Source organism: Okeania sp. SIO2C9 (genome assembly GCF_010672455.1).
Lineage (GTDB): Bacteria > Cyanobacteriota > Cyanobacteriia > Cyanobacteriales > Microcoleaceae > Okeania.
Genome location: NZ_JAAHGO010000100.1, coordinates 1 through 26195, shown reverse-complemented (window position 1 = coordinate 26195; position 26195 = coordinate 1). Strand labels below are relative to the sequence as shown.

Below are 26195 nucleotides of genomic sequence, written 5' to 3'. Positions count from 1 at the left end.
GGGGAGATGGGGAGATGGGGAGATGGGGAGATGGGGAGATGGGGAGATGGGGAGATGGGGAGATGGGGAGATGGGGAGATGGGGAGTGAGAGAAATATTTGGTAATGGTTGAAGATGGAACATTTTTGTATACCGAATTAAACGGATTTGATATAAGACAAGAAAAAAACTTAAATTCCCTGTAGATATCCACACTAACTTTTACACAAACGATTGCCTTCGGACATGATATAATATCCACACATATTTATCACCAAATTTTAATTTTAATTCTATTTCAATTGCTAATAATAATGCCTGTTTAATTTGAGCATCCTTTTGAGATATTTGAGTGTTTTTTTCTGTTGCTATTTCATCTCCTGTTTTAATGACCGAAAATTTTTGGTCTCAAGCCTCCCCTTTTAAGGGGATAAAAAAAGATAACATTCCAGATTTCAAGCCTCCTTATTGCAGAGGTGCTGATAACTGAAATGACATTTCCATCGGCATCGCACCAACGCAACGCTGAACATGACTTAAAGGTTTTATCCTATTCTTTTAAAGTTGCGGGTATTACTTTTCCCAAATTGCAGACTTATTGTACTTATGAATTAAGCTTATTTTTTGATCCTCAGATTCCCAGTTATTCTCTGGAAAATCTCTTTCATTCATGGATAATTGATAATTACCTCTCCCTTTTAGGAAGAAGATTGACAAATAAGGAAAAAATTTATTTTTTTCCCTTTTGACAGGGGAGACTTTTAACCCGAATTGTTTAATTATTTAATTATTTGATTATTAATTATTCGGTAAATTTATCCATCTGAAAGTAGCAGGTAAACGTTTTAATTCTGCCTTAGCTCATCGTGCAAAATATGATACTCTTTTTACTCATCAACTTTATCAAAATCTAATGCAACAATCTACCAAAACTAAATTAAAGTCTAAAACAGATTCTTTTGTTAATAATCGAGTTGATACACCTTTTTAACAACATCCAGATCGGCGAGAAGTTTTTGAGAGTGAATTTAATGATTTAAAAATAGTTGTAGAAGAAATTAGTCAAGACCCAAATCATCAGAGTAGGGGTATTGTAGTTATTGGAGAACCAGGGTCAGGAAAAACTAATTTAATGATGAGACTTGCTCAAGATATTTTAGAGACTAATCATCTTTTATATATCCGACAACCTAATAATGCCCAAGCTGTAATTTTTCATACTTATAGCCGAATTATTGAGTCTTTAATTGAGCCTGTACAGTCCAGTTCCCACAATCAATTAGAATATTTAATTGCTCATAGTTTTGCTCAAATTATGGAAAATTTACAGAATAATTGAACTGTTTTAACTCAGAGGGATAAAAAAATGTTAGAAGTTATGCAAAAGAATCCTCTAAAATTATTTTCTGATTTAGCTAAGGCAGAGAGAGACTCAAACTAAAGGCGTTGCTGAATCAAGGGATGAATCTTTTTGGAACAGGTACATTTGATCTTTAATACTTCTAACTTCTTTTTTCTCCAAGACTACAATTCATCCCACAAATATGCAACGCCCAAACTAAAAGGAATTACTAGGAACATATTGAAAAACGTGCTTGTTTCAAGGAGTCAGGAATCAGTAGTAAGTAGGTCGGATAGTATATGTTTATAACTATACTTCAATATTACAGCGTATTTCATATTAGTGAAGTACAGCAGTCGCGGGCAAGATGTCCGCACTACAAACACTTTACCATTCTTATGTGTATATCATTCACCTTAAATCTGCTGTAAATCTCCTCTACTTTCCTACTCCCCCAACTATATAATAATTATTCAACCAGATTTGATATAACCCCCAACTCAAATTACCCAAACTCCCTGATGTAATATGGTCAATCAAATTAAAATTCGTAACCCACGCACTGGTATAAATGATTATTTCATTACCCAACCAACTGTAGAACAAATTGCTACTAAATGTCTCAATTTACGACCTGCTCAAATTGAGTGGGAAAAGTCTGGAATAGAAAAACGTATTCAGGCAATGCAACAATGGAAAGAAACTATATTTTCTCATCGGGAAAAACTCACACAAGCATTAGTAAATGATACAGGTAGACTAATAGAATCAAGACTAGAAATTGACTCTGTGGCTAATAGTATAGATAGATGGTGTAAGTTAGCACCGCAACTCTTATCAACTGAGTCAACCAAAACTACAACTATTCCATTTATTCAACTACAAAATCAATTTTCACCTTATCCGTTAGTTGGTATTATTAGTCCCTGGAATTTTCCTTTATTACTTTCCTTAATCGATGCAATTCCAGCTTTGATTGCTGGTTGTGCTGTGGCAATTAAACCAAGTGAAATTACTCCGAGATTTATCCAACCTTTGTTAGAAACTATTGCTAAAATTCCCTTGTTGTGTGATGTTTTTACTTATATTGAAGGAACTGGAGAAACTGGTGCAGCTTTAATAGAATATGTAGATTTTATTTGTTTTACTGGTAGTGTTGCCACAGGGAAAAAAGTTGCAGAAGCAGCAGCAAAAAGATTTATTCCAGCTTGTTTAGAATTGGGAGGGAAAGACCCGGCAATAGTTTTAGCTTCAGCAGATTTAGAGTTAGCAACATCGGCACTTTTATGGGCTTCAGTTGTTAATGCGGGGCAGTCATGTTTATCAATTGAACGTATTTATGTTGCCGAATCAATTTTGACAGAATTTATTACTAAACTTACCGAAAAAGCTAAAGGTCTGAAATTAGCTTATCCCAATGTTGAATCTGGAGAAATCGGACCAATTATTTCAATAAAACAAGCTGAGATTATTAGAGAACATTTACAAGACGCAGTGACTAAAGGTGCGGTTATTCATTGTGGAGGAAATGTCGAAAATTTAGATGGTGGTTTCTGGTGTTTACCAACAGTTTTAGATCGTGTAAATCATAGTATGAAAATCATGACTGAGGAAACTTTTGGACCAATAATACCTGTGATGTCTTTTACTACTATTGAAGAAGCGGTAAAATTAGCAAATGATACAATTTATGGATTAAGTGCTGCTGTTTTTGCTGGTTCTGAAGCTGAAGCTTTAGCAGTTGCTAGCCAGATAAATGCTGGAGGTATTAGTATTAATGATGCGGGTTTAACAGCATTAATTAATGAAGGAGAAAAAAATTCTTTTAAGTTTTCCGGTTTAGGAACTTCTCGAATGGGAGTTGATGGTATGAAAAGATTTATGCGGAAAAAAGCGATTTTAAGTAAAGTAAATTCTGTAATTAATCCTTGGTGGTTTAAAAGCTGATGAATAAATTATCTCTGGATAAAAAATTAATTGTTTTTTTTCTCAAAATATTACATACTTCCGTCTTAATTTTTACCTTGACTGGATGGCTATTACCAAATAAATTGTTATTGATTTATTTAGTTTGGATACCACTAATGGTCATTCAATGGCAACTAAATCAAGGAACTTGTATATTGACAAATCTGGAAAATTATTTGGTAGGTGAAACTAACAAACAAAAGTCAGAACAACAGGGTCAATTTGTGAAATCTTTGTTTTTAAATTTATGTGGTTTTGTACCAGCAGATAACTTTTTAAAATATTTGATTTATTTCACGATTTTTTCCTGTTGGAGTATTGGAGGTTATAAATTTTATCTGTATTATTATGGCTATTGAAGAAGGTGATAAGTTTTAGGTTTTAGGTGATACTGATATAGCAATTCCCATATTGGTGAGGTAAAAAATTCGTTTGTTGCGCGGGAGTAGGGAGTAGGTAGGGAGGTTGCATACAACCTCCCTACAGAGTAGTAATTCGGGAAACAGGGGATAGCGGTGCGACCCCACGGGGTGCGACAGACGCATCTGGTAGCGCACTCCTGTGAGAAAAGAAGAAAAACAACTGTATCTCAATAATTTGAGAAACGCTATATCATGTCTGCTTGAAGATTTATAAATAAGGGAGTAGGGAGTAGGGAGTGAGGAAATTTGCTCTGGATAAGTTTTTTGGTGGTGGTTAATTGTAATGATCGTCTATTGTAATTATTTTGGTCAAGGACAAAAACAGTGGGAGCATCTTGCTCCCATGAAGTGCCACTTTTCATCCCCATCTACCATTACGCGAGTAGGACTACCGTTTTTCGATCGCTAATTATCCGAACATAATATTATATATTTTTTCGCCGATAATATCATGGGAAGAAGGTGATAGGTGGTAGTTGAAAAAACGATCTTCTAGCTTCAAAAATAAGGTGAGGTTCCATATTTTCTCTTCTTCCTTCTTACCGAAAAATTGTGGGTATGTGCCTCCCCTTTTAAGGGGATAATAAATAAAAATTTTCATCTCTTTGTCAATCCTCTTCTTTTCAAGGAGAGGTAATTATTAATTATTCATTATTCATTATTCATTATTCATTATTCATTATTGAACTCATATAATACCTTCTTTTCTCAACTTTTCAATAGTTGCACGTTGAGTTTCAATAAAATGTTTTCGCTCAACTACTCCACTATCCATAGTATTAGCAGGATAAGCATGAAACTGACGATAACTTTCTGCATAAATATCCCACCGTTGCCTTGCTAATAAATTTTTCATTCCTACTTGAGAGCGATAGTTGCGGAGACCCATAATATCAATTTCAGCATAGGTGGCCATGCTTTCCCCTGCACCCGTTTCCGCTAATATTAAACCTCGATAGTCGATAATTTTGGAACCCCCATCAACCGAAGCTTCAGGAATAGGAGTATTGGCAATACCAGCAGTATTAGCAGATATCACATACATCATATTTTCCACAGCACGAGAAACTTTCGCTGCTTCTTTTGGCGATCGCGCTTGCCCATAAACTTCTGAAGTAGGATGCAGTAAAATTTCTGCTCCACGCATTGCCAAACATCGGGTCACTTCTGGAAATAAAATTTCATCGGAGGCAACAGCAGCAAAATTACCGATCGCTGTTTTAGCAACGGGAAATACTCCCTCTAAACCATAACAGTCAAGATATTTATCCCATACATCGTGGGGGGTCGGAGCAAACATAGAGTTGAGACGGCGATAGCGCAATACCATATTGCCACTGGGGTCGATGATAAAGCAGCTTTGAAAATATAATTCGGGAAAGTTGGGGTCAATTTCATAAGCATTGCCCCCTAGAAAAATATCATTTTTTTGAGCAATCTCTCCCAGGCGGTCGTAGATGGGGTCAGTCATTTCTAAACACGCTTTATTTGCCCAACTTGTCAAAGACTCGGCCATCGGAAAACCTGTGAGAAAATATTCTGGCAGTAAAACTAATTTACAGTTTAGGCCAATAAAAGCTTTACTAGCAGCTATTTGTTTGCCTAGGTGGTTGATGGTTTCTTGAATCAGCGATCGCGCAGATTCCCGGTCGTTGGCCTGATTTACTGCTTTAGCCTGGACTTGAAGGGCCAAAGCCTGGAAAGGGGTAACTTGATGGATAGCTTCTATCATATTTTGCTATAGTCATCCTCGGCATGGGTGTGTAGAAAATCTCTGGGAAATTTTGAAGAAGTATTCAGTAGTCAATGAGTGACTGAGAATGGGGTTGTGATTAGACTTGGAAGAAAGCTGTAGATATTAAAAGATAAAACAGTAACAAAGAAGAAGAAATGATTTATATTATACCAATGTTGCCTGACAATTTAAATTTATTGTCAAGCGCTAAAACATTAGTTATGTAGCTTTAATCAATGAGAAATTATATTACTTGGGTAATTCCAATATTCTCAAAGTAAGGGGCGTAATATTATGCGCCCCAGAAAAAATAACTGTAGTTAAAGTGTTAGGAGTAATGCACTCCAAGGCTTTATCGGTGGATGATCAACTCTATAACATTAAGAAGGTTGGTCTTGATTAATCTGGCGTTCAATGGTTTGAATGGCCGCATTAAGTCCAGCTAATCTAGTTTCTAGATCATCTCGCATCCACTTGAGGAATTTCAGTTTATTTTCCTGATGGACTTTACGAGACTCTGGTTGAAAAAAGTCCCAGCCACAGCAGGGTTTAGCAAGGAATGGAAACATAGGTAATATTCTCAACTCATCTTTACTTAATATTTTGAAACAAAAACTCTAGAAATGGCAGATTATATTCTAATTTATTTCTTAAATATCAAAAGTGAAGGCCATGCTAGTAAGCAAAAATCCTGAGAAGTCCGTACTTCAAAAAGTAGATCATTATATTTATGTAAATATATTAGACTTGTCGCTTTATAAACTAAAAAATTGTAGAAACCCCCCCTGTGTAAAGCTTGTAGTTATTTATAGACCGAAAGAATCGAAATGATTACCCTGTCTAGGTTTTGGAGATATTTTCTATCTATTTAGCGACAACTCTATTATATAATCTCCTTGGGTCTGTTTCTATAAAATGCAAGTAAGTATCCAATCGAACTTAATATAAGTAGTGCTCGCGATCGCTTCCTTACTTAGTTTCAGACATTAATCATTACCATTTTCAACAGTAATCAGTTTCACAGTATCCTGATTTTTTTCAAAGTAGATCGAGTTTATGAAACTCAAACTAAACCTAATTTTAGCACTTTCAAATATTGATCCAAACTTGATTTAATGCTAAAATTCATACTGTAAATTTTAGGCAATAATTACGGTTATAATAGAATTACTTATTAAATATAAAAAACTCTAGATTTGCCTGAAAAATCTTAATAATATTTTGCATTTATTTATAAAGGAGATATGATTATGGTTGCTCAATCTCGTATCTATTCATCACCTCTACAACAAGCAATTGACCCTTATCCGGTAACTGTAACACCCGAAACACCCCTGGTAGAAGTACTAAAACAAATGAGTATGTTACAAAGCAGTTGTGCAATACCTGTCAATACACTGACAAATGGAAAAATTCATGAATCACCATTATCAAAACAGGAAAAAGCTACAAGTGTTTTAATTGTAGAAAAAAAATCTGTTGAGGAAGATCAATATAATGCACAATCTTCTTTTCTATTAGGAATATTTACTGTCAGTGATCTTGTTAAACTAATTGCAACTGGTAAAATTGGTAATCTAAGCAATTTATCAGAAAATGTAAAGATAAAAGAAGTCATGTCATCTAATTTTGTGACTCTAAAAGAATCAGACGATCAAGATTTATTTACTGCTTTATCTCTGTTTCGCCAACATAAAATTAGTCATCTACCAGTGCTAGATAGTATGGGTCAAATAGTTGGCGTTGTGACACCAGAAAGAATTCGTCAAGTACTGCAACCTTCTAATATTCTCAGATCAAGAAGGGTAAATGAAGTAAAAAATGATTCTTTTGCAGTCACAACTCCAGAAACGACATCATTGTTAGAGGTTAGTAAATTGATGTCTGATAAACAAATGAATAGTGTAATCGTAACACAGAAGAAAAGAAATAAAACACAAAGGACTGAAATTGACAAACCTGTTGGCATAATCACTACAGATGATATTGCACAAGCCTATTATATAAATATGAGTTTGGCAACAATACCTGTAAAAAAGGTAATGAAAACACCATTAAATTGTTTGAAACAAACAGATTCTCTCTGGGATGCTCATAAAAAAATGTTGCATGAACAGGTACAAATATTGATAGTATGTGGTAAACAAGGAGAGTTTCTGGGAACAGTTAATCAGGCAAGCTTACTTCAAGTGTTAGACCCGACAGTAATGTTTGGGTTAGTTAGAAAATTACGAAAAGATGTTAATCAACTGCAAGCAGAAAAATTTGAACTATTACGCACTAGAAATGCACAATTAGAAAAAGAAGTGCAGGCACGAACGGCAGAAATACAAGCACAGTTAGAACGCGATCGCCTCCTGGCAAAAATAGCTCTGAGGATTCATCAATCTTTAAAGATAGATGAAATTATTAATGCTGCAGTTACAGAAGTTCAACAATTCCTCAAAATAGATCGAGTAGTATTATTTCAGATAGAAGCTTCAAAAGTCGCTAAAATCGTTGCTGAGTCAGTAGAAAAAAATTGCAATTCCTGGATGGGAGAAACATTTTCATCTGAATGCTTAATGTCAAATTTAAACATGAATCAAAATCAGATTCAGGCAGTTTATGATCTCACTCAAACAAATTTAAGTACAGAAAAAATTATTGAACTTCAGAAAAAACAGGTAAAAGCTTGCTTAATAGTACCAATTTCCCAAGATGAACAACTACGGGGACTGATGTGTACCCAGGAATGTTCGGAAATTCGAGAATGGCAACAATCTGAAATTGATTTGTTGAAGCAGCTAGCAACTCAGTTAGCGATCGCTATTCAACAAGCTCAACTTTATCAACAAGTACAAACTCTTAACACAGATTTAGAAAAACAAGTTCAAGACCGCACAGCAGAATTGCAACAAAAAGTGCAAGAACTACAGCAACTTAATATTCTCAAAGATGATTTTTTAAGTACTGTTTCCCATGAGTTAAGAACACCTCTATCGAACATGAAAATGGCTATTCATATGTTGAAAGTCTTTCCTGTATTAGAACGCGGTCAACAATATTTAGATATTTTAGATACAGAGTGTAAAAGAGAAATTAACTTAATTACCGATTTGTTAGATTTACAGCGCTTAGAAGGTGGCACTGAATTTGTTCCTATAGATACAATAGATTTAGCAAGTTGGCTTCCCACTATGATCGATCCTTTTAAATCTAGAGTTCGAGAACGCGAACAAACTCTAAAAGTTAAATGTTCTAAAAAACTGCCTAAAATTATATCCAATAATAATAGTTTAAGCAGAATTTTAGCAGAACTCCTGAATAATGCTTGTAAGTATACTCAGAATGGTGGCGAAATTAAGTTTTCCGTTGAATCTAACCAGAAAAAAAGTAGCAAAAAAAGCCTTAAAGAAGCACCTTCTACAATCAAATTTATGATTAGTAACCCATCAGAAATTCCCGAATCTGAGTTACCTAAAATATTTAATAAATTTTATCGAGTGCCTAATGCCGATCCTTGGAAACAAGGGGGGACAGGTTTAGGTTTAGCCCTAGTGAAAAAATTGGTAGAACAGCTAAATGGCAATTTATTAGTATCCAGTAGTAATGGTTGGACAACTTTTACAGTAGAACTACCAATTTAACGCGCGTCAGAAGTCAGAAGTCAGATAGAGGAGCCGTCGGATTGGCGACGTACAGAAGTTAACCCACCCCTAGCCCCTCCCCCGACCGTGGAGGGGAAGTAGGGGATTTGAGAAAAGCTCCAAAAACCCGATCGCCTTAAAAGGCGGGGTTGCGCGACCCTTATGATTTTGATAAAGGAATTGCATCAAATTCTAATTTCCGAAATTTAATTTTGGCTAATCTACTTCCTTATCAGGTAAGGCCGAGAGCTTGAAAACCATGTCGCTTTAGCGCATGGACGTGTCGCTCACGTGCGACTTTAGTCGCCTTTGACATTCTCCCCGGCCTAAAGGCACGGGGATTCCTACTGAGCCGTAGCTCCTCGGCGGGTTGACGCTTTGCTTCGCATAGCTGCCGCTAACACAGGGTGCTGCTTCCTTGGCGGTAGTCTAACGCTTCCCTCCACGTCCGCGCACGAGTTTCCGAGTGCCCCCCGGCAACTAATAACACTGTACCACATATTCAATTCACTTGCACATAAAATAAAAAGTCGCCCTACAAGGGCGAGGCTTTAAACCCAATTTTTCGGTAAAAATATCTAAATTTTTCCTTGACATTTTTTCAGTCAATTATGCCATAATACCAAACATAAGGATAAAAAGGTAGGTCGAGCCAAAATGATAATTTATGAGTTTAAAGTGAAGGCAAAAGAAGTCCAATATCATGCAATAGATGAGGCAATTAGGACATCTCAGTTCATCCAAAATAAGTGCTTAAGATATTGGATGGACAATAAAGGTGTAAGTAAATATGACCTAAATAAATATTGTAAAGTATTGGCTCAAGAGTTGAAATTTGCCTCGGAACTAAACTCAATGGCTCGACAATCGGCTGCCGAAAGAGCTTGGTCTGCTATATCTAGATTTTACGATAATTGCAAGAAAAAAGTCAAAGGTAAAAGAGGTTATCCTAAATTCAAAAAGTATTGCCGTTCTGTAGAATACAAAACGTCTGGCTGGAAGTTGTCACTAAACAGAAAAGCTATTACGTTTAGTGACAAAAAAGGAATAGGCAAACTAAAGCTTAAGGGGACTTATGATCTTAACTACTACCAAATAAACCAGATAAAACGGGTAAGGCTAGTAAGACGAGCCGATGGTTATTATTGCCAGTTTGCTATTAAAGTTGATATTCAAATAGATGCTGAACCAACAACAAAAGCAGTCGGTTTAGACGTTGGCATCAAATATTTCTTAGCAGATAGTAACGGCAATACTTTAGAAAATCCAATGTTTTATCGGCAATCGGAAAAGAAGTTAAACCGTGCTAATCGGCAGAAATCTAAGAAGTATAAAAAAGGCGCAAAACCGCAGTCTAAAAACTACCATAAAGCCAGATGTCGATATGCCAAAAAGCATTTAAAAGTAAGTAGGCAACGAAAAGAATATTGCAAGGGAGTAGCATATTCCGTCATCCACTCTAACGATGTGGTAGCATACGAAGATTTAAACGTTAAAGACATGGTAAAAAATCGGCATTTAAGCAAATCTATTAGTGATGTAGGATGGTCAACTTTTCGACTATGGGTAGAATATTTTGGAAGAAAGTACGGGAAATTAACTATTGCTGTATCGCCACAAAATACTTCTCAAAACTGCTTTAACTGTGGTCAAAAAGTGCAGAAGTCTCTATCAACTAGAACTCATATTTGTGATCATTGTGGATATGTAGAAGATAGGGATATTAATGCAGCCAAAAACATCCTACAAAAAGCACTCAGTACCTTGGGGCACAGGGAAACTAATACGCTTGCGGGAGATTTGCCCTCTGGCTTGGTTGGCTTCGGCCTGTCAAGTGATGGCAAGTCGATGTTCGCGCAGCGTTGCGTCAGCAAACCAAGAATCCCCGTCGCGAAGAGCGCGGGGAGTGTCAATTCCTCTTAACTTCCCTGGCGGGAAGTCCCGCGCTCTCCCGTTGGCGGAGGATGGTGGCGGCAGCTATTAGGGGAGCGGAGGGATGGTCAAGCCTGGGCCAATAGTCGGATACCTCCACAAATAAAACCTTCCTATACCCTTGACAAGCTAGGGGTATGCATGTTATCATCAAGGTCGACACAGGGTGAGGACATCACCTCTGTCAAAATAGCGGTCATTTTTTTCATGACTGAATAATCCCGTGTTGTCGCGCTATGCGCAACGTCGGGAGTATGTCAATACTATACAGTAATAACTGTAGTAAATAACTGCATTAAAAGTGCATTCAGGGAAACAAAGACAAGAGAAAATTTCTCGCTCTCAGGATTGGTCATGGCCTCTATGGCCTATTTTACCTTTATATCCTTATGGACAAAGACGAACATTACGAAAGGAGATTGTCAAAGATACAATCTGGACTTTTGACCAACTTCAGGGTATTTTCTATGTCACTGTACCAATTCGGATGACAGTGGTAAGAATGCTCGGAGGGGGTTTATTTGTTTATGCTCCCATAGCACCAACACGAGAATGTGTGTGCCTTGTTAATGAATTGGTAGAAAAATATGGAGAAGTTCGCTACATTATTTTACCAACTATTTCTGGCTTAGAACATAAAGTATATGTGGGACCCTTTGCGAGAAAATTTCCCACAGCAGAAGTTTTTGTCACGCCAAAGCAATGGAGTTTTCCTCTCAATTTACCCCTGAGTTGGTTGGGTTTACCAAGAAACCGCACCCATCTACTCCCTGCCAACAGTAGTGATGCACCTTTTGCAGCAGAATTTGACTACGCAACTCTCGGACCTCTTGATATTGGTTTCAAACCTTTTGCAGAAGTAGTATTCTGGCATAGTCCATCCCAAACTTTACTGGCAGTTGATACTGTTTTATCTGTACCTGCTGAACCGCCCGAGATTTTGAATTTAGATCCCTATCCGTTATTATTTCATGCCAAAGATGACGTGTTTGATATAGTAGAAGATAATCCGAGCAATAGACGTGTAGGGTGGCAAAAAATATGTTTGTTTGGATTATATTTTCAGGTGGATGCTTTAGATGTAGTACCTATTAGAGAGATATTTCAGAATGTTTTGAAGGCACCAGACCGCTCACAAGAAGCATACTTTGGTCTTTTGCCGTGGCGTTGGAAGTCTGACTGGCAGCGTTCTTTTACACAACTACGACAGGATGGACGGTTGTTAGTAGCACCTATATTGCAAACTCTGATTTTGAATCGCGATCCAAAACAGGTGATGGAGTGGGTTGAGAAGGTGGCAAGTTGGAATTTTCGGCAGATTATTCCTTGTCATTTTGATGCACCTATTCAAGCAAGTGGGTATGAGTTTAGGCAAGGGTTTAGTTTTTTAGAAAAGGATAGTGGCGGATATTTACCAGAGACAGACTTAAAGTTTTTGAGACAATTAGATGATAGGCTTAAAAAAATAGGGGCTTTACGTGAAAGCTGAATAGCATTTTCTTATTTTCCCTATAAGAAAAATCAGCTTTGATTTACAAACAATCCCACAAGTTTAACTTAAGCAAAAGTGGATTTACGATGAACATAATCAAAGTTGTTTTGATTGAAAAGCATGACTCAATTCGTGCTGGGTTGGTAGCTGCGTTGCAGATGTCTGAAGGTATAGAAGTAGTTGGAGATGCAGCTTATGGCCAAGAAGGTTTAAAAATTGTGCAGGCAACTCAGCCAGATGTAGTAATAGTTGCTCTTAATCTACCTGATGTGGATGGAGTTGAACTGACTCAAAATTTGAAAGAATTAAATGGAGACCGGGAAGATAAACAAACAAAAGTGTTAGTCTTAACAACAAAAGACAGTGAAGATACCGTAATAGCTGCTTTTAGTGCTGGTGCAGACTCATATAGCCTTAAGGATGTCAATTTTAGTGATTTACTTAAGGCTATTGAGGTTACTAATGAAGGTAATAATTGGATCGATCCGGCGATCGCTAGTGTTGTCATTAAGCAAGCTCAGGAAACTCCTGATGTTAATTCTCCAACTTCTCAACCACTAATCAAACTAAATGAGATGGACTGTGCGCCAGGAGGAGACGGAATAATTCAGATAGATCCTCTAACAGAACGAGAATTAGAAGTATTACAGCTAATAGTTTCTGGGTGTAGCAATGCTCAAATTGCTGACAAGCTTTATATTACTATCGGAACTGTCAAAACCCATGTTCGTAGTATTTTAAATAAGCTGTGTGCCAACGATCGCACTCAAGCAGCAGTCCGTGCTTTGCGTTCTGGTTTAGTTAGTTAAGCTCGATCAATTTCCTTTAATAGTTATGCTTTCTATCTGCATTAGTCAAATATGTCAGGATGATTTAATAGTTTGAATAAAAATATTTTTTACTCAATCCTTTCCTACTAAAAATTCACCCCAACTAATTCTTGACTTATCCTATCTTGAAAAACACTTTATCCATTCAGGGAAAAGTATTTAATACATTTTCCTTGAATTTTTCTTATAAAATAGTGGTTATACTAAAATGATTGAAAGACTTTGGTTAGCCTAGTCAATTGTTTTCTTAGCTTCATCTTTGGCATTTTCTACAATGTGTTTTGCTTTAGCCTCATCTTGCTTAACTTGTCCTTCAGCCTTATCTTCTGGATTACCAGTAATCTCTCCGAGCATTTCTTGAGCTTTACCTTCAATATTTTTAAGAGTTGCTTGTACTCTATCTTCGGTAGTCATAGATATTAACCTCAAATCTTTTTTTTATCTACATTTATATATTAATAATAATTTTTTAAGCTTTCTTCTATCGAAAGGAGTATTTTGATGTATTTTGTGATTATACCATTTGATAGATACGATCTTTTATTCAGTATAGTTCTTTCTTATACTGTAAGCATTCAGCGGTCAGCTATTAGCTATCAGCTATTAATTTTGAGGAAGATAAAAGCAACCTTTGAAATTGAGTTTGAATAAAAGTTACTGGCAAAGTCACCAGACTAAAAATTATATCATATTCGGTTGAATACTTACACTTTGGAGGAAGGAAGACAGAAGACAGAAAGCAGTAGGCAGAAGGGAAAGAAAGGTTCAACGCCAGAAGTTTTTTTTATAACTGATTATCCGTTAGCGTAGCTCCCCCGGAGGGGGAACATGATATTACTCATTACTAATTGCTGACAGCTGACTGCTAATAGCTGTTTGCGCAGCATTCCGTAGGAAATGCTTACCTTATACTTTTTGGCTTCCATCAGCAAAAAAGCCTAGCATTATCAGCTAGGCCAAACATTTCTATGTCACTTCTGAATACTTGATGATATGTGCAGCTAAACTAATTATAGTTGATAACTAAATTATACCTGTTCCTTTACCACGATTATCTTCAGACATACTTAAATTTCCATCTTCATTAGTCTGATTTATTTCTTTCATAGTTTTAGCACGTTCTAGTCTTTGTTCTTCTTCTTGCTGCCTTAAGTCTCCTGGTTCATTGACATACATTTCAGGTTCAATGGCAAAATTATTTAACCTACCTTCTGTATCAACAGTATAACCTGATGTAGTATTATTTTCTTCTGCTTCAGTTTCAGGAGTTTTCATAAAGTTTTCTCCCTCTCTTTCCATCCGGTCTGCTACATCTGTAGGAGTAATATTAGCATCGTAGTTAGGACCTATATTTGTTTGATTTGTCATTACTTAACCTCCAAATAAATTTCTATTGAACTTAAATAAAATGTTTTATCGATAGCTCTACTAAAGCGGATATTATTCAGTATTTTATTTTTTATGAATCAACTTTAGGAACAACATCAGGACGTTCTTTGTTTTCCCAACCAGGGGGACGCTTAGAGTTGTACCAGGCAATAGAACCTATTGTTACTGCAGCAATAAACCCTATTACTAATACTGCCGTTGCAGCAAAAGGAAAATGAGATACTTCTGTAGTAGCTTCCGTAGCAACTTCTAATAAATACATAATATTAGAATGCTCCTTAATCTGAAATTTGAACTTACTATAGTTATAGTAAATTAAAAAAATATAAACTTACATCTATCAAAAGGTTGAATTGGCAGTAACGCTTGGATAACTTTAGAGGGATAAATCAAGAATTAATAAGAGTTCCAGTAAAGATTTAGTTGCCTTAATTCAAAATTTATATAGGATAAATAAGAATTTAATATGACAGAAAAATTAAGAGTTAGGGTGTATTTTTTATAGGCTTGATTTACCAAAAAGTGAGGTATAAAGCCTCCCCTTTTAAGGGGATGAAAAAATATTCAGTTCAGTATTTCAAGCCTCCGGCTTTAGTGGTCGGTACTGATAACTGATAACTGATAACTGATAACTGAAATGACCCTATTTCCTGTCTATTGTTCACGATATTGTGAACTTTGGATAGATAGAATAAATAATTAATATCCAACAAAAACAGCTTTTTTGATTGACTGGGACTCTATAGGATCTATATCTTGAGATAGATGATTTATTTCAGTTTTATAAGTAAGATCGGTTCTATAATTAATAGATTTTTTGAGCTGAATTATTAAAGTTAAATAAAGCCCCTATTAAACTTTCATATAACTATTTAGCGGGGTATCAAGTTCCTCATTTTTATGAAAATGGTACTTGACGTGAATGGAATGGAAACTACAATATTGAATAGGAAAATGACAATATTCAGAGCGATTTACCAGAAGATGAAGCTCAAGTTTTTGTTTGGTAATAGTAACTAATATGAAATAGGTTAATGTCTGCTACCGATATATTAATAGGAAGATGGGGGGATAAGGAGATGGGGAAATTTTAACTAGCATCATTTTTAGTATTTCATATAAAGCGTTGACAAACTTGCCCCACGAGTTGATAATATAGCAATTCTCATCTCCTGGAGTTTAGACTAATTACAGCAGGCCGAAAACTTGCCGAGGGAGAATCGTCAGATAGTTGAACCTAGGCTGAAACTATTTCTGTATCAGCATTGCAACAACTTTTAAGTTAATTATCCCCCCGCTTGTGCTATGGGTTAGTTGTGCCATGGCAAGACTTTTTGAAAAGGAGCGAATAACCAACTCCTGACCCAAACTCCCTCAAAAATACAAATCATAAAGAGCATCGAGAACATTCGCATCCCTGATATTACCCAAGGGTAGTGAGTTCCAAGTCTTCATTGCTTCTGGGTAGATTATTTGAAGATTCCAAAATTTAGTCTAAACTCCAGCATCTCTGAGTGAGACATAAAGTTCTGGGATTTTAGAGAGCTGAAAACAGAGAACAGAGGAAATAAAAGAAGGAAAACCAGAGTGCCTCATAAAGAGTGAGATAGATTACATACCACAGAACCATTTTATTAAGGAGATTAATATGGATATTGTTCGTTTAATTTGTGCGATTTTTTTACCACCGCTTGGGGTATTTCTACAAGTAGGTTTTGGCGGTCAATTTTGGTTGAATATTCTTTTGACTTTACTGGGTTATATCCCAGGAATTGTTCATGCTGTTTGGATTATTGCTAAAAGATAAATAGTTATTATGTTTTAGGTGGTAATATCCAGATATTTCTGCCAAAATTACCACCTACGATATTACGATAAATTTAACATTAAACCTTATTAAAGAAATTAAATATAAATCACTAAAATTGATAATTTTAACTTAGATATGAATGAAATAATCAATATAATTATTAATGGATTAAAAGATGTACTTGAAAGTACTGTAAAAATTATACCAGCTATACTAATAGCATTAATTATTATTTTTTTAACTCGCTATGCAGCAAAATTACTTCGGAACCTCGCTCAACAGGTGGGAAAGCGTGCAACTGGTAGTAAATCCTTACAAATTTTAATCACAAAAACTACCTATGTGGGTACTTGGGCAATAGGAGTTATTATTGCTTGTGTTATTGCTTTTCCCGGTTTAAAATTAGGAGATATTATTGCCACATTAGGTCTTGGTTCTGTTGCAGTTGGTTTTGCGTTTCAAGACATATTTAAAAATTTTCTAGCAGGAATATTACTCTTATTACAAGAGCCATTTCGTATCGGCGATCAAATAATAGTTGATGACTATGAAGGTACTGTAGAACAAATTGATATTCGGACTACAAAAATTAGGACTTATAATGGCGAAAGAGTCATTTTACCTAATGCTAATGTATTTACCAGTGCTGTACAAGTAAGAACTGCTTTTGGTATTAGACGAACAGATTTAGGAGTAGGTGTGGATTATAATACTCCTTTATCAGAAGCAGCAGAGATATTATACAAAATTATTCAAAAGGTTGAAGGTGTCTTAGAAGATCCCGATCCTGAGATAGATTTAGTTAGTTTTAATGATAGTTCAATAGACTTTATTGTGCGGTATTGGACTAAGGCAGAACAGAAAGAAGTACGCCGAACTCAAACTCAGGCAATTCTTGCTATTAAGAAGGCTTTTGACCGAGCAGATATTAACATTCCTTATCCAATTAGGACTGTTTATTTCTACAATCAAGATAAATATAATGATTATCTTTCTATAGACTCTCCGCAAAACATAAAATCTTGCCTGTAAAGCAATTTATCTAATCCAGATTATCAATAATTTAATTAGGGTTTGCTCAAAAGTCTTTTAGTAGGGGTAGGAGACAGGAGACAGGAGACAGGAGAAATGGGAATTATAGAGGAGGTAGTCGGAAAAATTGTAAGAGTGATTTTTCTGCCATAATAGTCCCAAAATACTAGCTTTTTGAGCTTCTTCCGCTGAAAAGCTGGTACTTTTTTAGACCAAAAAATGCGCTCAACCAATATCAGTCAATGCTTTGATATTAGATCGGTAAGCCCTAATTACTGTAATTACTAGATAATTTTGCAGTAATTACAGTAACTATATTCTAGATATAAAATTTTACGAAATATCGCCTAAAGTATCGAATATATTTATAATTTTTCCCAGGCCTAATTTTAACTGATTTAGAGAGAAGATGCAGTATCAGGAGCAATTTCGACTCCACCTTTTTTCTTAATTAATTGTTGGTCTGTAATTAGAAGACTAATATTATCCACATCAATAGATATACCTTTTTGATCACAAGCTTGCTGAAGTTTTTGCTGAAATAGTTTAATATCTTGACCATAGCCACATTGTTGAGCAGCTTTTTCTACTCCATATTTAGCATTAGCTTTAGCACAATCAATTAATTCAATTCCTGTGAGATTTTTTGGGGTATTCATAATTCTTATTCCTCAGTTAACTTCAATATATGTAATGTATGTTTTAAAGGGAATTTTATTTACATTCATTTAGTAAATATTATCAAAATATTTTTCATCAAACATCTTTCTATAGTATGACTTTAATAATTCAAGGATAAAATTGTGAATATAAACTTATTATTTTGGATACTAATTTTACTAGCTTCTATTTGGGCAGCACATTGGGGTTCTGACAAATTAGCAGAACCTCTAAATAAATTACGTCAACAGTGGGGACTAACTGAAGCCGCTGGAGCTGCTTTTGTTGCCTTAGCCACAGCTAGCCCAGAAATTGGAACTAATACTGCTAGCGCTATTCAAGGTTTATCTGATATTGGACTTGGTAACTTACTGGGTTCTAATATAGTCTCTGTTCCTGCGATCGTCACTGTTGCTTACTTTGCTGCTCAAAAAAATTCTCAAAATAAACCAGATAATTTTTCCCAACCTCTTAAAATTAAACTAGAAGCTTTAACCGTGCAAACAATTCCCTATTTATTAATAATTGGGTTAGCAGCATTACTTACTATTCCTAAACCTTGGCGTGGGTTACAACCTATTTATTGATGGTTGCTTAATGTTGGCAGCCTATTTTATTTACTTAGCACAAGCAATTATTAGAAACCAGCAAAAAGGTACAAAGGTAAATTGGAAAACTGAAGAGATTATTGTTGCTATTGCTGGAATATTAGCATTAATTATCGGCGCTGACTTTACGGTAACAGCTACAGAAAAAATAGTTTCTATATTAGGCATTGCTAAATTAGTTGGTGGCTTATTTCTTACTTCTACTTTGAGTATTATACCCGAAGTTTTTGCTACTTGGAGTGTGGCAAAAAGCGGAAAATTTACAGCAGCAACTACCAGCGTTATTGCTGATAATACGGCAACAATGACTCTAGCTTTTTTTCCATTAGCTTTAGTAAGCTTACCTGTAGAAAATATCAAATTATATTCTGTGAACTTATTTTTTGTAGCTTTATTAGGAGTATTTTATTCATTATTTATTTATTTTGGTAAGCCTAAATATAGTTTCTATTTCAAGGAAGTATTGGTACTTAATAGTATTTATATAATTTATCTATTGGTAATGATTTTTGGCGTTTTGAAATGACTATAGTTGTAAGCATTTAGCAGTCATATCATGTCCAGTAGCATCGGAGTGTGTATAAAATTAAGGTGACAATAGTAGAAAACCTTCTGCCTCTCTTGGTGCGCATTCCCTTGCGTCTGCCGCCGACGCGGGGTCGCACCGCTCCTGCCTCCAGCATAGCTGCCTTCCTTCCACCAAAGTCTAATTATTCAACCGGACATGATATCAGCTAGCCTCCTATGTATGGTCGGAACTGCGTTATCAGCTAGCCTCCTACGGAGGAACTTTCCTACGGAATGCTACGCAAACGTTATCAGCTATCAGTTATTAACTCATTATCTTATATCAAATCCGTTTAATTCGGTATAAAAAAATGTTCCATCTTCAACAAAAGACATCTCCAGAAAAGAGGGAGTAGGGAGTAGGGAGTAGGGAACCCACCCCTAACCCCTCCCAGGAGGGGAAGAATTGATAATTTCTGTGGGATAATTGATTTTATTTTTTATTATTGGAGATGTCTAATTACCAAATATTTCTTGATCGCCCCATCTCCCTACCTCCCCATCTCCCCACCCTCCCCACACTCCCCACCATAAGAATCTAATTACACCGATGCTACCAGATTTGATATTAGAAGGAGAATTCAAAATTATGTTTGCGCAGCATTCCGCAGGAAATGCTTACCTAGGGTTTGCTGATTAAATCTCAAAGCATTGACAAATAAAGTTTGTAGCATTTTTTGGTCTAAAAAAGTGTCAGCTTTTCAGTGGAAAGAGCTGCAAAAAGCTAGTATTTTGGGACGATTTTGGCAGAAAAATCAAGGGACAATTTTTCCGACTACCTCCTCTATAATTCGCATTTCTCCTGACTTCTGACTCCTGACTCCTGACTCCTACCCCTACCAAAAAACTTTATGAGCGCAAACCCTACCTATAATTTTTGTGGAATAGCAGGCGATCGCCATCAAATATGAATAAATTCATTTTACGGCGATCGCTATCCTCACCAATATTAATCTGGTCTAGTCATCAAAGAGAGGACTTAAGCCTCATTTTTGACAAAGAACAATGCAGTACGGGGACCGATATTAATTCCACCACGATTGGGAGAACCCCATTTATTAATGTACTTTTGACCGTCACCACCGTAGTCTACACACATTTCAAAGTCATACTGTAGCTCGCTGTAACAACCCACTCCTAAACCTGGCATTTTAGCAGCAGTCACATCAAATGTTTCAGCAGCTTTATTAATAATGGTTAAACCCTTATCTCCACGCTCGATAAAGAGTAAATTAGGACTGTCTGCACTTTCAGCAATTTCGTTACCATTGCGATAGTATTGAGATTCTCCCATCATTTTTTCGTGAAATTTGGTACCAGCAACAATTGTAGGTTCAAAAGCATCAAAAGTTAAAATCAAGGGCGTTCCTTCTTTTCTCCCTAAAACGTAAGCTGTTGCTAAAACTAAATCGTTCTTATCAAATTTCCAATTATCAAACTGTCCTGGTGCCCAAGTGTCGTGGTTGCGAGCAAAGGTAACAGCATCGTCTCCAGGTAATGCACGCTGACTATCTGCTGGATTAACTAGAGAGCGTAAGTCTCCCCCGTAAACAAAAGCACTTTTCAAAGTATTGACCAATTGAAAATCCGTTACTTTGGGAAACACTGGAATATATTTCATGCTCTCGTCAAAGTTGCGACCGATAGCTTCACCATAGTAAAACTTATCTTCAGGGATAACTTCAACTATCTTTCCCAAATCTTCAACAGAAATGTGTTTAACAGCATCAAAGCGGAAACCATCTACTCCAAGAGCAATCAGTTTTTGCATATACTCATGCTGTTTCTGTTGCACATAAGGTAAGTCAGTCCTCAAATCTGGCAATCCTTCCTTGTCATTTGGACTGCATAACCAATCATTTTCAACTTCGTAGGAATTATTATAGTTGGAGATACATTTTGCCTCGCGGAAATATTCTTTTTTTGGGTAGAGTGGATATGCTTCAGGGAAAGGTGCAACATCTTTATAAAAACGATAATTAGCCATGTGATTAAAGACAACATCAGCAATAACTTTAATTCCCCGTTCGTGAGCAGCGTCAATCAAATCTTTTAAATCTTGCTCATTTCCTAGATTTCCTTCCAGAACGTAATCAAATGGCTGATACTGAATGTACCAGTATTTATCTGAAGTGCAGGCATCATCTTCCCGTGAGGGTGTTTTATTGGGAGGCGAAATTTGAATATAGTTATATCCTGCTGCTTGAACTTCAGGCAGTTTTGCTGTGACATTGGCAAAACACTCATCGAAGGCGTGGTATATAACATCTGCTTTGGCAGGAGTAGGATTGGATGTTAGTCCAATAATTAATGCCAGGAAGCAGGTACAAACCCACGTTATTAGAAAACTGAAAGCCAAACGATTTTTTGTGTCCATAAATACGATTCCTGTTTCTACTTTAGAGGTAATACGATGTCCGGTTGAATAGTTATAAATAACGAGAGAGGAGTCAGGAGATCCCCCCTAACCCCCCTTTTCAAGGGGGGGAACTAGAAGTCCCCCTTAAAAAGGGGGATGCGCGGGGGATCATTGATGTACTTCACGCCTTATGAAAACTATTATATAAGGAGGAAAAAGTTTTTGTTTGTAGTAGTGGTTGAGCCACTAAAATATCTATCTTCTTGCTCAAGTCCTACTACGCAGCTCTAATTATAACTATTCAACCGGACATGATATAACAAGTTGTCTGAATTTAAGCCTATCTATGTATTAGACATCTCTAGAAAATAAACAAGCATTTGTAACCTATTGCAAAGGACGACAATAGAGTTATCAAATATATTAGCTGGATTTTGTAGATTTAGAGAACTAATTTTTTATCAGGACTTACGTAGAACCACCATATCTTGTAGGGGCGCTTCGCGAAGCGCCCCTACAGGTGGCGTATAAATTGATATTTTGCGTAAGTCCTGTTTATTTTGCTAAATAAGCAATTCGATTCAAGAAACGATTCAACCTTGTTCTCGTTAACTTGACTTCTGATTCGGATTCGCCAATCAATAATCCAATTTGCTGACCTTGCATAATATTTAATGAAGGAAAGCGGTCTTTTTCAAACAAAAGAATATTTAACGAACCACCATATTTAAAACAACCTATGCGATCGCCTTTTTTGACTTCAACCCCGTTTGTACTATCAGTAATATTCTTGAATGGTTCCTCAAATATCACTGAAGCAATGGTATTCAATCCTACAGGGATCATGCCAACACAACCATAATTGGCTGTTTCTATTACCAAATATCCCCGCCGAAAATGTTCAAAGACGCTGTAGCTATATCCATAACCAACATTATCATCGTTCAACAAACCCGGAAAATTATTGATGCCGAAATATTCTCCAGCTACATCTTGATTAGATTCTACAACCTTGCCAGATACCGGTGCATGGTAGTAGTGATAAGTATCAGGCATGAGAATACAAGAAACAGCAGTTCCTCCCAGGAAGCGATCGGCATAACTGGAATTATTCAACAGCTCTTTAACATTCAAAAATACTGTTTTGACAGCAATTTTTGTTTCCAATGTTAAGTCGTCAACAATCATATTGATGACACTATCTGCTGGAGCTACCACAACAGAATCATCATCTGGTGCAGTAATAGGTCTTGACTTAGTTACCGTGTTGAGTTCCCTGGCAAAAAAATCATTAAAATTGCTAAATCCCTGATGTGGGGTTCCCGGAGCTGGACAAACAAACTCATCACAAACTGCATCTGCACCACCAAGCTCATTTATCCATCGGTCAACAAGGTCTGTGCTGTCAGCAGAATCAAGATAATCACCGCGTAAATCTACGAATTGTTTAGTCATTTCATAACCTTTACCTTTGGTGACAAAAGCCAAACCGTATTCATTCTTATAATATAGCCAACTAAATTTTTGGATATAATCCAACCCTTCTGGTACTCCCGGTAGCCACTCGTACCATTCTTCAAAGAAAGCACATAAGGTATCAATTGTTGCCCCTTCCCAGTCCTTGTAAACGCTTTCATCTGTACCTTCGGGAATTGGTTTGACATTTTCTACTGCTGCATCAAAAAAGGTGCAAAATCCCGTATCGTCAGTATCGTACCAAGTTCTGATTTGCTGGATAAATGGTTGAATGTCTTCTTTATTTGGCAGTGCCATAATATTCTCCTTAAGTTAATTTCCTGAAACTTGAGAAAATTTTTCAGATGTGGTCAACTACACACTTAAAACCACAACAATTGTAGGAACGTTGCATGGAACCTCCCTACTGTAGTTTACTTCAATCAAGAATGCTATAATTTTTTTTCAGACGTATTATCAATCTCCAAATAGTTGAGGTTAAGGAATTGATAAAGTTCACACAAAAAAAGATATAGTTGCTCAATGAACAACTATACCTTCAAATTCAATATTTACCGAACGTCAACTAATGTGACCATTTGTTGAGTTGAACCCCGAACCGGGCGAATCTTTTTCCCATTGCGCTTCCGAGGTTCGATCATGGATTGAACTTTAGCCGCAAATAGGTAGGGACGAATTTGAGTATTCTCAGGAATTTCCTGGAAAGCAAAATACAAAGTGACAGGTAGGTTGTGAATTGCTTGACCAGTAATATAACCAACTAGATCGTGCTCAAAGCTGTGGAAAGCATTTTTCCAGGAGTGTTGCTTAGGCATACTCAAGTCGGGAAGATTATTCTTTGCACTTACCCAGTGCCAAGTACCACCATGTTCATGGTCTATCATATACTTAAACCAATAAGCATAGCTAGTAGGCAAGTATTTAGCGTAGGAAGGATCGCGCAAACTGAATGTAGCAGCAGTTTGATCCAACTCTGCTAAAATCCACCATTCTTTATCAGTTTCTAACTGACCATATTGATTGATTCGACGACCCCAAGTTCCGTCTTCTAGGAAAGCTTCTTCAAAAATTAAAGGTGCTTTTTCTTGAGCAAAGGCAGTCAGTTCGTAATGTCCAGTTAATTTACCGATTTCATAGATCAACCATAAGGTTTTAATGGAGTGACCAAAATCTGTATGATCTGTTCCTAACCTTTGTTTGCTAGGATCGGTAATTGCTCCAAAGAAAATATTGTTGTCTGGCGTATAGAACTGCTCGCTCATAATTGTAGCTAGATGCACCAAGTCATCTTCCCATTGGGAGCGGAGTGGTTTGCCATCAAACATTTCAGGCAATGTGGGAGTGAGCAACAACATATAACCATAAACTTGGTCAAGTTGAGCTACTAATTCCCGTTGATCCTTACTAACTTTTTGTTCGTTACCATTTTCATCAACGTAATCTACATAATCTTCATGTGCCCACGCAAGTAAATCCCATTCTGCATCATAATAGGTCTCAAAGATATAGTCTTTGAGAGCAACGATATCTGCTAATACATCGGTATCGCGGGTAAGATAGTAGTAAAATCCTAGACCAGCAACAGCATAAGCCATATCTTGACTGATCCGGCGAGCTTTACTCGGTAGGCCAACTCCATCTTCAAAGTAGGTGTAAGCACCACCTTCTGGGTCTAAACCATATTCCCGCAAATAGTCTACTCCGTCTTTAGCAAATTGTAGATATTTGCTCTTTCCTGTGAGATGGTAAGCAACGCCATAGGCAAAGATTTGTCTTGATTTTGCCCTGATGTACTCTCGATCTAGCTTAACGATACCCGAATCAGCATTTTCAAGTTCTGGACAGGGATTTCTCCAACTGTACAAAGACCCGTCATTGCATCGATAAGTCGGGTAGTTGCCTACAGGATCGCCCAGTGCTTCGTCCATTTCCCAAAATGGGAGCAAGTCTTCTTCCAAATGTTGAAGCCAACGTTCGCCTGTGGGAACATCGGCAATAATGCCATCAATATTATCAACAGGATATTGAGCAGTTGATGATACTAATGCTAAAGCAGGTTGAACGCTTGATACAAACAGAAGTGTAAAACTCAGGAATACACTGGCTGCCATCTTAAATAGACGATGGCGAGTGAGGTTGAACATAAGAACTCTTGTTTGCTTTGAAGGTGAACAATTGAACTTTCTTGAAGGCCATTGCAATCAAATAATATTAATTAGTTGCTTGCAGTGATTACCTTTACTCAAGATACTATTACGTCTTTATGTTCTTGTTAACAATTTATTTTTTCTTAAACATTAGAGATTGTAGTTGACAAATAATCACCAATGGCTTATGTATAAAACAATTATCTTGAAGGAGATACAGGAACTTAAGAGGACGGCGATCGTCTTAAAACCAAATGATTCAGTAAATTGAACCCGATCGCTCTCCTCAACAACATTAATTAATCAGTTACAGCTGATAGCATAGTAAAGAAGTTAGGGACTTGTGCAAAAATAAGATATCGCAGTATGTCCAATAACTGGTATATTATTAAGCCACAAGTCCCTTAGTTAGCTATTGATTAAACGTTGCCAGGGTCATTACTGAAACAATTTTTGCTCCCAGGGGAATTGCGTCCAAATCTACCTGAAATTCAGGGTTATGGTTTGCGAATGGGAGAGATGTACCTTCTGCTATTGCTTCCTTGAATAGAATAGGGTCAGCAATACCAATAATAATATAGTCCAATAGAACATCGTTGTCACCTTTGAGCAAGTGGGCATCTTCAGAACCCGTTGTTGGAGGCATATCTGAAATCAGCTGATCTTCTCCTAGAAGCTCCTTCAAATGAGGATTGATATCATGTCCGTTGGTATCGGAGCGTGTATAAAGTTGGGGAAATATCTAGCGCCATATAAGGTTTTTCCTTCTCTTAAAGCTTCTTCCTTCTTCCAACTTCGGTCTTCCTTACCTTCTCTAT

At 36.6% G+C, this 26195-nt stretch carries 22 protein-coding genes; 11 read left to right on the top strand and 11 right to left on the bottom strand.

Annotation, left to right across the window (positions count from 1 at the left end):
* The first annotated feature begins 1111 nt into the window (after nt 1–1111).
* The 3 genes from F6K23_RS36000 (at nt 1112) to F6K23_RS35990 (ending at nt 3648) form a co-directional block, all read left to right on the top strand.
* Nucleotides 1112–1318: a hypothetical protein gene (locus F6K23_RS36000; RefSeq protein WP_293165351.1), complete on the top strand. Its 207-nt coding sequence runs from the start codon at nt 1112–1114 to the stop codon at nt 1316–1318.
* 531 nt (nt 1319–1849) lie between these two features.
* Nucleotides 1850–3268: an aldehyde dehydrogenase family protein gene (locus F6K23_RS35995; protein ID WP_293165349.1), complete on the top strand. Its 1419-nt coding sequence runs from the start codon at nt 1850–1852 to the stop codon at nt 3266–3268.
* A complete protein-coding gene (locus F6K23_RS35990) occupies nt 3268–3648 on the top strand; it encodes a DUF2784 family protein (protein ID WP_293165347.1) in 381 nt (126 codons plus the stop codon). The genes F6K23_RS35995 and F6K23_RS35990 overlap by 1 nt, the downstream gene beginning before the upstream one ends.
* A 751-nt stretch (nt 3649–4399) precedes the next feature.
* Here F6K23_RS35990 and F6K23_RS35985 read toward each other — a convergent pair.
* Nucleotides 4400–5443, bottom strand: coding sequence for a nitrilase-related carbon-nitrogen hydrolase (locus tag F6K23_RS35985; protein ID WP_293165345.1), 1044 nt, complete (start codon nt 5441–5443; stop codon nt 4400–4402).
* A gap of 383 nt (nt 5444–5826) precedes the next feature.
* The gene (locus tag F6K23_RS35980; protein WP_293165343.1) at nt 5827–6015 is read right to left on the bottom strand and encodes a hypothetical protein; all 189 of its coding nucleotides are present in this window, start codon (nt 6013–6015) and stop codon (nt 5827–5829) included.
* Between the two features lie 681 nt (nt 6016–6696).
* On the opposite strand from F6K23_RS35980, the gene F6K23_RS35975 reads away from it, so the two are divergent.
* The 4 genes from F6K23_RS35975 (at nt 6697) to F6K23_RS35960 (ending at nt 13308) form a co-directional block, all read left to right on the top strand.
* The gene (locus tag F6K23_RS35975; protein ID WP_293165341.1) at nt 6697–9075 is read left to right on the top strand and encodes a CBS domain-containing protein; all 2379 of its coding nucleotides are present in this window, start codon (nt 6697–6699) and stop codon (nt 9073–9075) included.
* A 657-nt stretch (nt 9076–9732) separates the two neighbouring features.
* A complete protein-coding gene (locus F6K23_RS35970; RefSeq protein ID WP_293165339.1) occupies nt 9733–10998 on the top strand; it encodes a transposase in 1266 nt (421 codons plus the stop codon).
* 310 nt (nt 10999–11308) lie between these two features.
* Nucleotides 11309–12496: a DUF4336 domain-containing protein gene (locus F6K23_RS35965; RefSeq protein WP_293165337.1), complete on the top strand. Its 1188-nt coding sequence runs from the start codon at nt 11309–11311 to the stop codon at nt 12494–12496.
* Between the two features lie 89 nt (nt 12497–12585).
* Complete coding sequence (locus F6K23_RS35960) at nt 12586–13308, top strand: response regulator transcription factor (protein ID WP_293165335.1); 723 nt, start codon at nt 12586–12588, stop codon at nt 13306–13308.
* A 252-nt stretch (nt 13309–13560) separates the two neighbouring features.
* Here F6K23_RS35960 and F6K23_RS35955 read toward each other — a convergent pair whose 3' ends face one another.
* The 3 genes from F6K23_RS35955 to psb35 form a co-directional block, all read right to left on the bottom strand.
* On the bottom strand, nt 13561–13743 hold the full coding sequence (locus F6K23_RS35955) for a CsbD family protein (RefSeq protein WP_293165334.1): 183 nt from the start codon (nt 13741–13743) through the stop codon (nt 13561–13563).
* Between the two features lie 609 nt (nt 13744–14352).
* Nucleotides 14353–14697, bottom strand: coding sequence for a hypothetical protein (locus F6K23_RS35950; RefSeq protein WP_293165332.1), 345 nt, complete (start codon nt 14695–14697; stop codon nt 14353–14355).
* Nucleotides 14698–14788: 91 nt separating this feature from the next.
* Complete coding sequence (gene psb35, locus F6K23_RS35945) at nt 14789–14980, bottom strand: photosystem II assembly protein Psb35 (protein WP_293165330.1); 192 nt, start codon at nt 14978–14980, stop codon at nt 14789–14791.
* A 1386-nt stretch (nt 14981–16366) separates the two neighbouring features.
* Here psb35 and F6K23_RS35940 point away from each other — a divergent pair.
* Both F6K23_RS35940 and F6K23_RS35935 read left to right on the top strand, forming a co-directional pair.
* The gene (locus tag F6K23_RS35940) at nt 16367–16525 is read left to right on the top strand and encodes a YqaE/Pmp3 family membrane protein (RefSeq protein WP_202224214.1); all 159 of its coding nucleotides are present in this window, start codon (nt 16367–16369) and stop codon (nt 16523–16525) included.
* Between the two features lie 138 nt (nt 16526–16663).
* Nucleotides 16664–17560, top strand: coding sequence for a mechanosensitive ion channel family protein (locus tag F6K23_RS35935; RefSeq protein WP_293165327.1), 897 nt, complete (start codon nt 16664–16666; stop codon nt 17558–17560).
* Nucleotides 17561–17958: 398 nt separating this feature from the next.
* Here the strand turns inward: F6K23_RS35935 and F6K23_RS35930 are convergent, their stop codons facing one another.
* Nucleotides 17959–18219: a hypothetical protein gene (locus F6K23_RS35930; RefSeq protein ID WP_293165325.1), complete on the bottom strand. Its 261-nt coding sequence runs from the start codon at nt 18217–18219 to the stop codon at nt 17959–17961.
* Between the two features lie 144 nt (nt 18220–18363).
* Between F6K23_RS35930 and F6K23_RS35925 the strand changes: the two genes are divergently transcribed.
* Nucleotides 18364–18807, top strand: coding sequence for a hypothetical protein (locus F6K23_RS35925; protein ID WP_293165323.1), 444 nt, complete (start codon nt 18364–18366; stop codon nt 18805–18807).
* Nucleotides 18785–19354, top strand: coding sequence for a sodium/calcium exchanger protein (locus F6K23_RS35920; RefSeq protein ID WP_293165321.1), 570 nt, complete (start codon nt 18785–18787; stop codon nt 19352–19354). Before F6K23_RS35925 ends, F6K23_RS35920 begins: the two co-directional genes overlap by 23 nt.
* Nucleotides 19355–19851: 497 nt before the next feature.
* Here the strand turns inward: F6K23_RS35920 and F6K23_RS35915 are convergent, their stop codons facing one another.
* From F6K23_RS35915 to F6K23_RS35895, 5 genes are all read right to left on the bottom strand, one after another.
* Entirely contained in the window at nt 19852–19980 is a 129-nt protein-coding gene (locus F6K23_RS35915) for a hypothetical protein (protein ID WP_293165319.1), read from the bottom strand.
* Between the two features lie 394 nt (nt 19981–20374).
* Nucleotides 20375–21772 (bottom strand): alpha-amylase family glycosyl hydrolase, encoded by a 1398-nt coding sequence (locus tag F6K23_RS35910; RefSeq protein WP_293165317.1) that lies wholly within the window; start codon nt 21770–21772, stop codon nt 20375–20377.
* Between the two features lie 537 nt (nt 21773–22309).
* Complete coding sequence (locus F6K23_RS35905) at nt 22310–23527, bottom strand: phosphatidylserine decarboxylase (protein ID WP_293165315.1); 1218 nt, start codon at nt 23525–23527, stop codon at nt 22310–22312.
* Between the two features lie 254 nt (nt 23528–23781).
* Nucleotides 23782–25374, bottom strand: a complete 1593-nt coding sequence (locus F6K23_RS35900; protein WP_293165313.1) for an AGE family epimerase/isomerase — start codon at nt 25372–25374, stop codon at nt 23782–23784.
* A gap of 415 nt (nt 25375–25789) precedes the next feature.
* Complete coding sequence (locus F6K23_RS35895) at nt 25790–26023, bottom strand: hypothetical protein (protein WP_293165311.1); 234 nt, start codon at nt 26021–26023, stop codon at nt 25790–25792.
* Nucleotides 26024–26195 lie beyond the last annotated feature (172 nt).

Bases quoted from the DNA above. Each gene is read 5' to 3' on its own strand.
- F6K23_RS36000 (WP_293165351.1), top strand. From the start codon at position 1,112: ATGATGAGACTTGCTCAAGATATTTTAGAGACTAATCATCTTTTATAT.
- F6K23_RS35995 (WP_293165349.1), top strand. From the start codon at position 1,850: ATGGTCAATCAAATTAAAATTCGTAACCCACGCACTGGTATAAATGAT.
- F6K23_RS35990 (WP_293165347.1), top strand. From the start codon at position 3,268: ATGAATAAATTATCTCTGGATAAAAAATTAATTGTTTTTTTTCTCAAA.
- F6K23_RS35985 (WP_293165345.1), bottom strand. From the start codon at position 5,443: ATGATAGAAGCTATCCATCAAGTTACCCCTTTCCAGGCTTTGGCCCTT.
- F6K23_RS35980 (WP_293165343.1), bottom strand. From the start codon at position 6,015: ATGTTTCCATTCCTTGCTAAACCCTGCTGTGGCTGGGACTTTTTTCAA.
- F6K23_RS35975 (WP_293165341.1), top strand. From the start codon at position 6,697: ATGGTTGCTCAATCTCGTATCTATTCATCACCTCTACAACAAGCAATT.
- F6K23_RS35970 (WP_293165339.1), top strand. From the start codon at position 9,733: ATGATAATTTATGAGTTTAAAGTGAAGGCAAAAGAAGTCCAATATCAT.
- F6K23_RS35960 (WP_293165335.1), top strand. From the start codon at position 12,586: ATGAACATAATCAAAGTTGTTTTGATTGAAAAGCATGACTCAATTCGT.
- F6K23_RS35955 (WP_293165334.1), bottom strand. From the start codon at position 13,743: ATGACTACCGAAGATAGAGTACAAGCAACTCTTAAAAATATTGAAGGT.
- F6K23_RS35950 (WP_293165332.1), bottom strand. From the start codon at position 14,697: ATGACAAATCAAACAAATATAGGTCCTAACTACGATGCTAATATTACT.
- psb35 (WP_293165330.1), bottom strand. From the start codon at position 14,980: ATGTATTTATTAGAAGTTGCTACGGAAGCTACTACAGAAGTATCTCAT.
- F6K23_RS35940 (WP_202224214.1), top strand. From the start codon at position 16,367: ATGGATATTGTTCGTTTAATTTGTGCGATTTTTTTACCACCGCTTGGG.
- F6K23_RS35935 (WP_293165327.1), top strand. From the start codon at position 16,664: ATGAATGAAATAATCAATATAATTATTAATGGATTAAAAGATGTACTT.
- F6K23_RS35930 (WP_293165325.1), bottom strand. From the start codon at position 18,219: ATGAATACCCCAAAAAATCTCACAGGAATTGAATTAATTGATTGTGCT.
- F6K23_RS35910 (WP_293165317.1), bottom strand. From the start codon at position 21,772: ATGGACACAAAAAATCGTTTGGCTTTCAGTTTTCTAATAACGTGGGTT.
- F6K23_RS35905 (WP_293165315.1), bottom strand. From the start codon at position 23,527: ATGGCACTGCCAAATAAAGAAGACATTCAACCATTTATCCAGCAAATC.
- F6K23_RS35900 (WP_293165313.1), bottom strand. From the start codon at position 25,374: ATGTTCAACCTCACTCGCCATCGTCTATTTAAGATGGCAGCCAGTGTA.
- F6K23_RS35895 (WP_293165311.1), bottom strand. From the start codon at position 26,023: ATGCCTCCAACAACGGGTTCTGAAGATGCCCACTTGCTCAAAGGTGAC.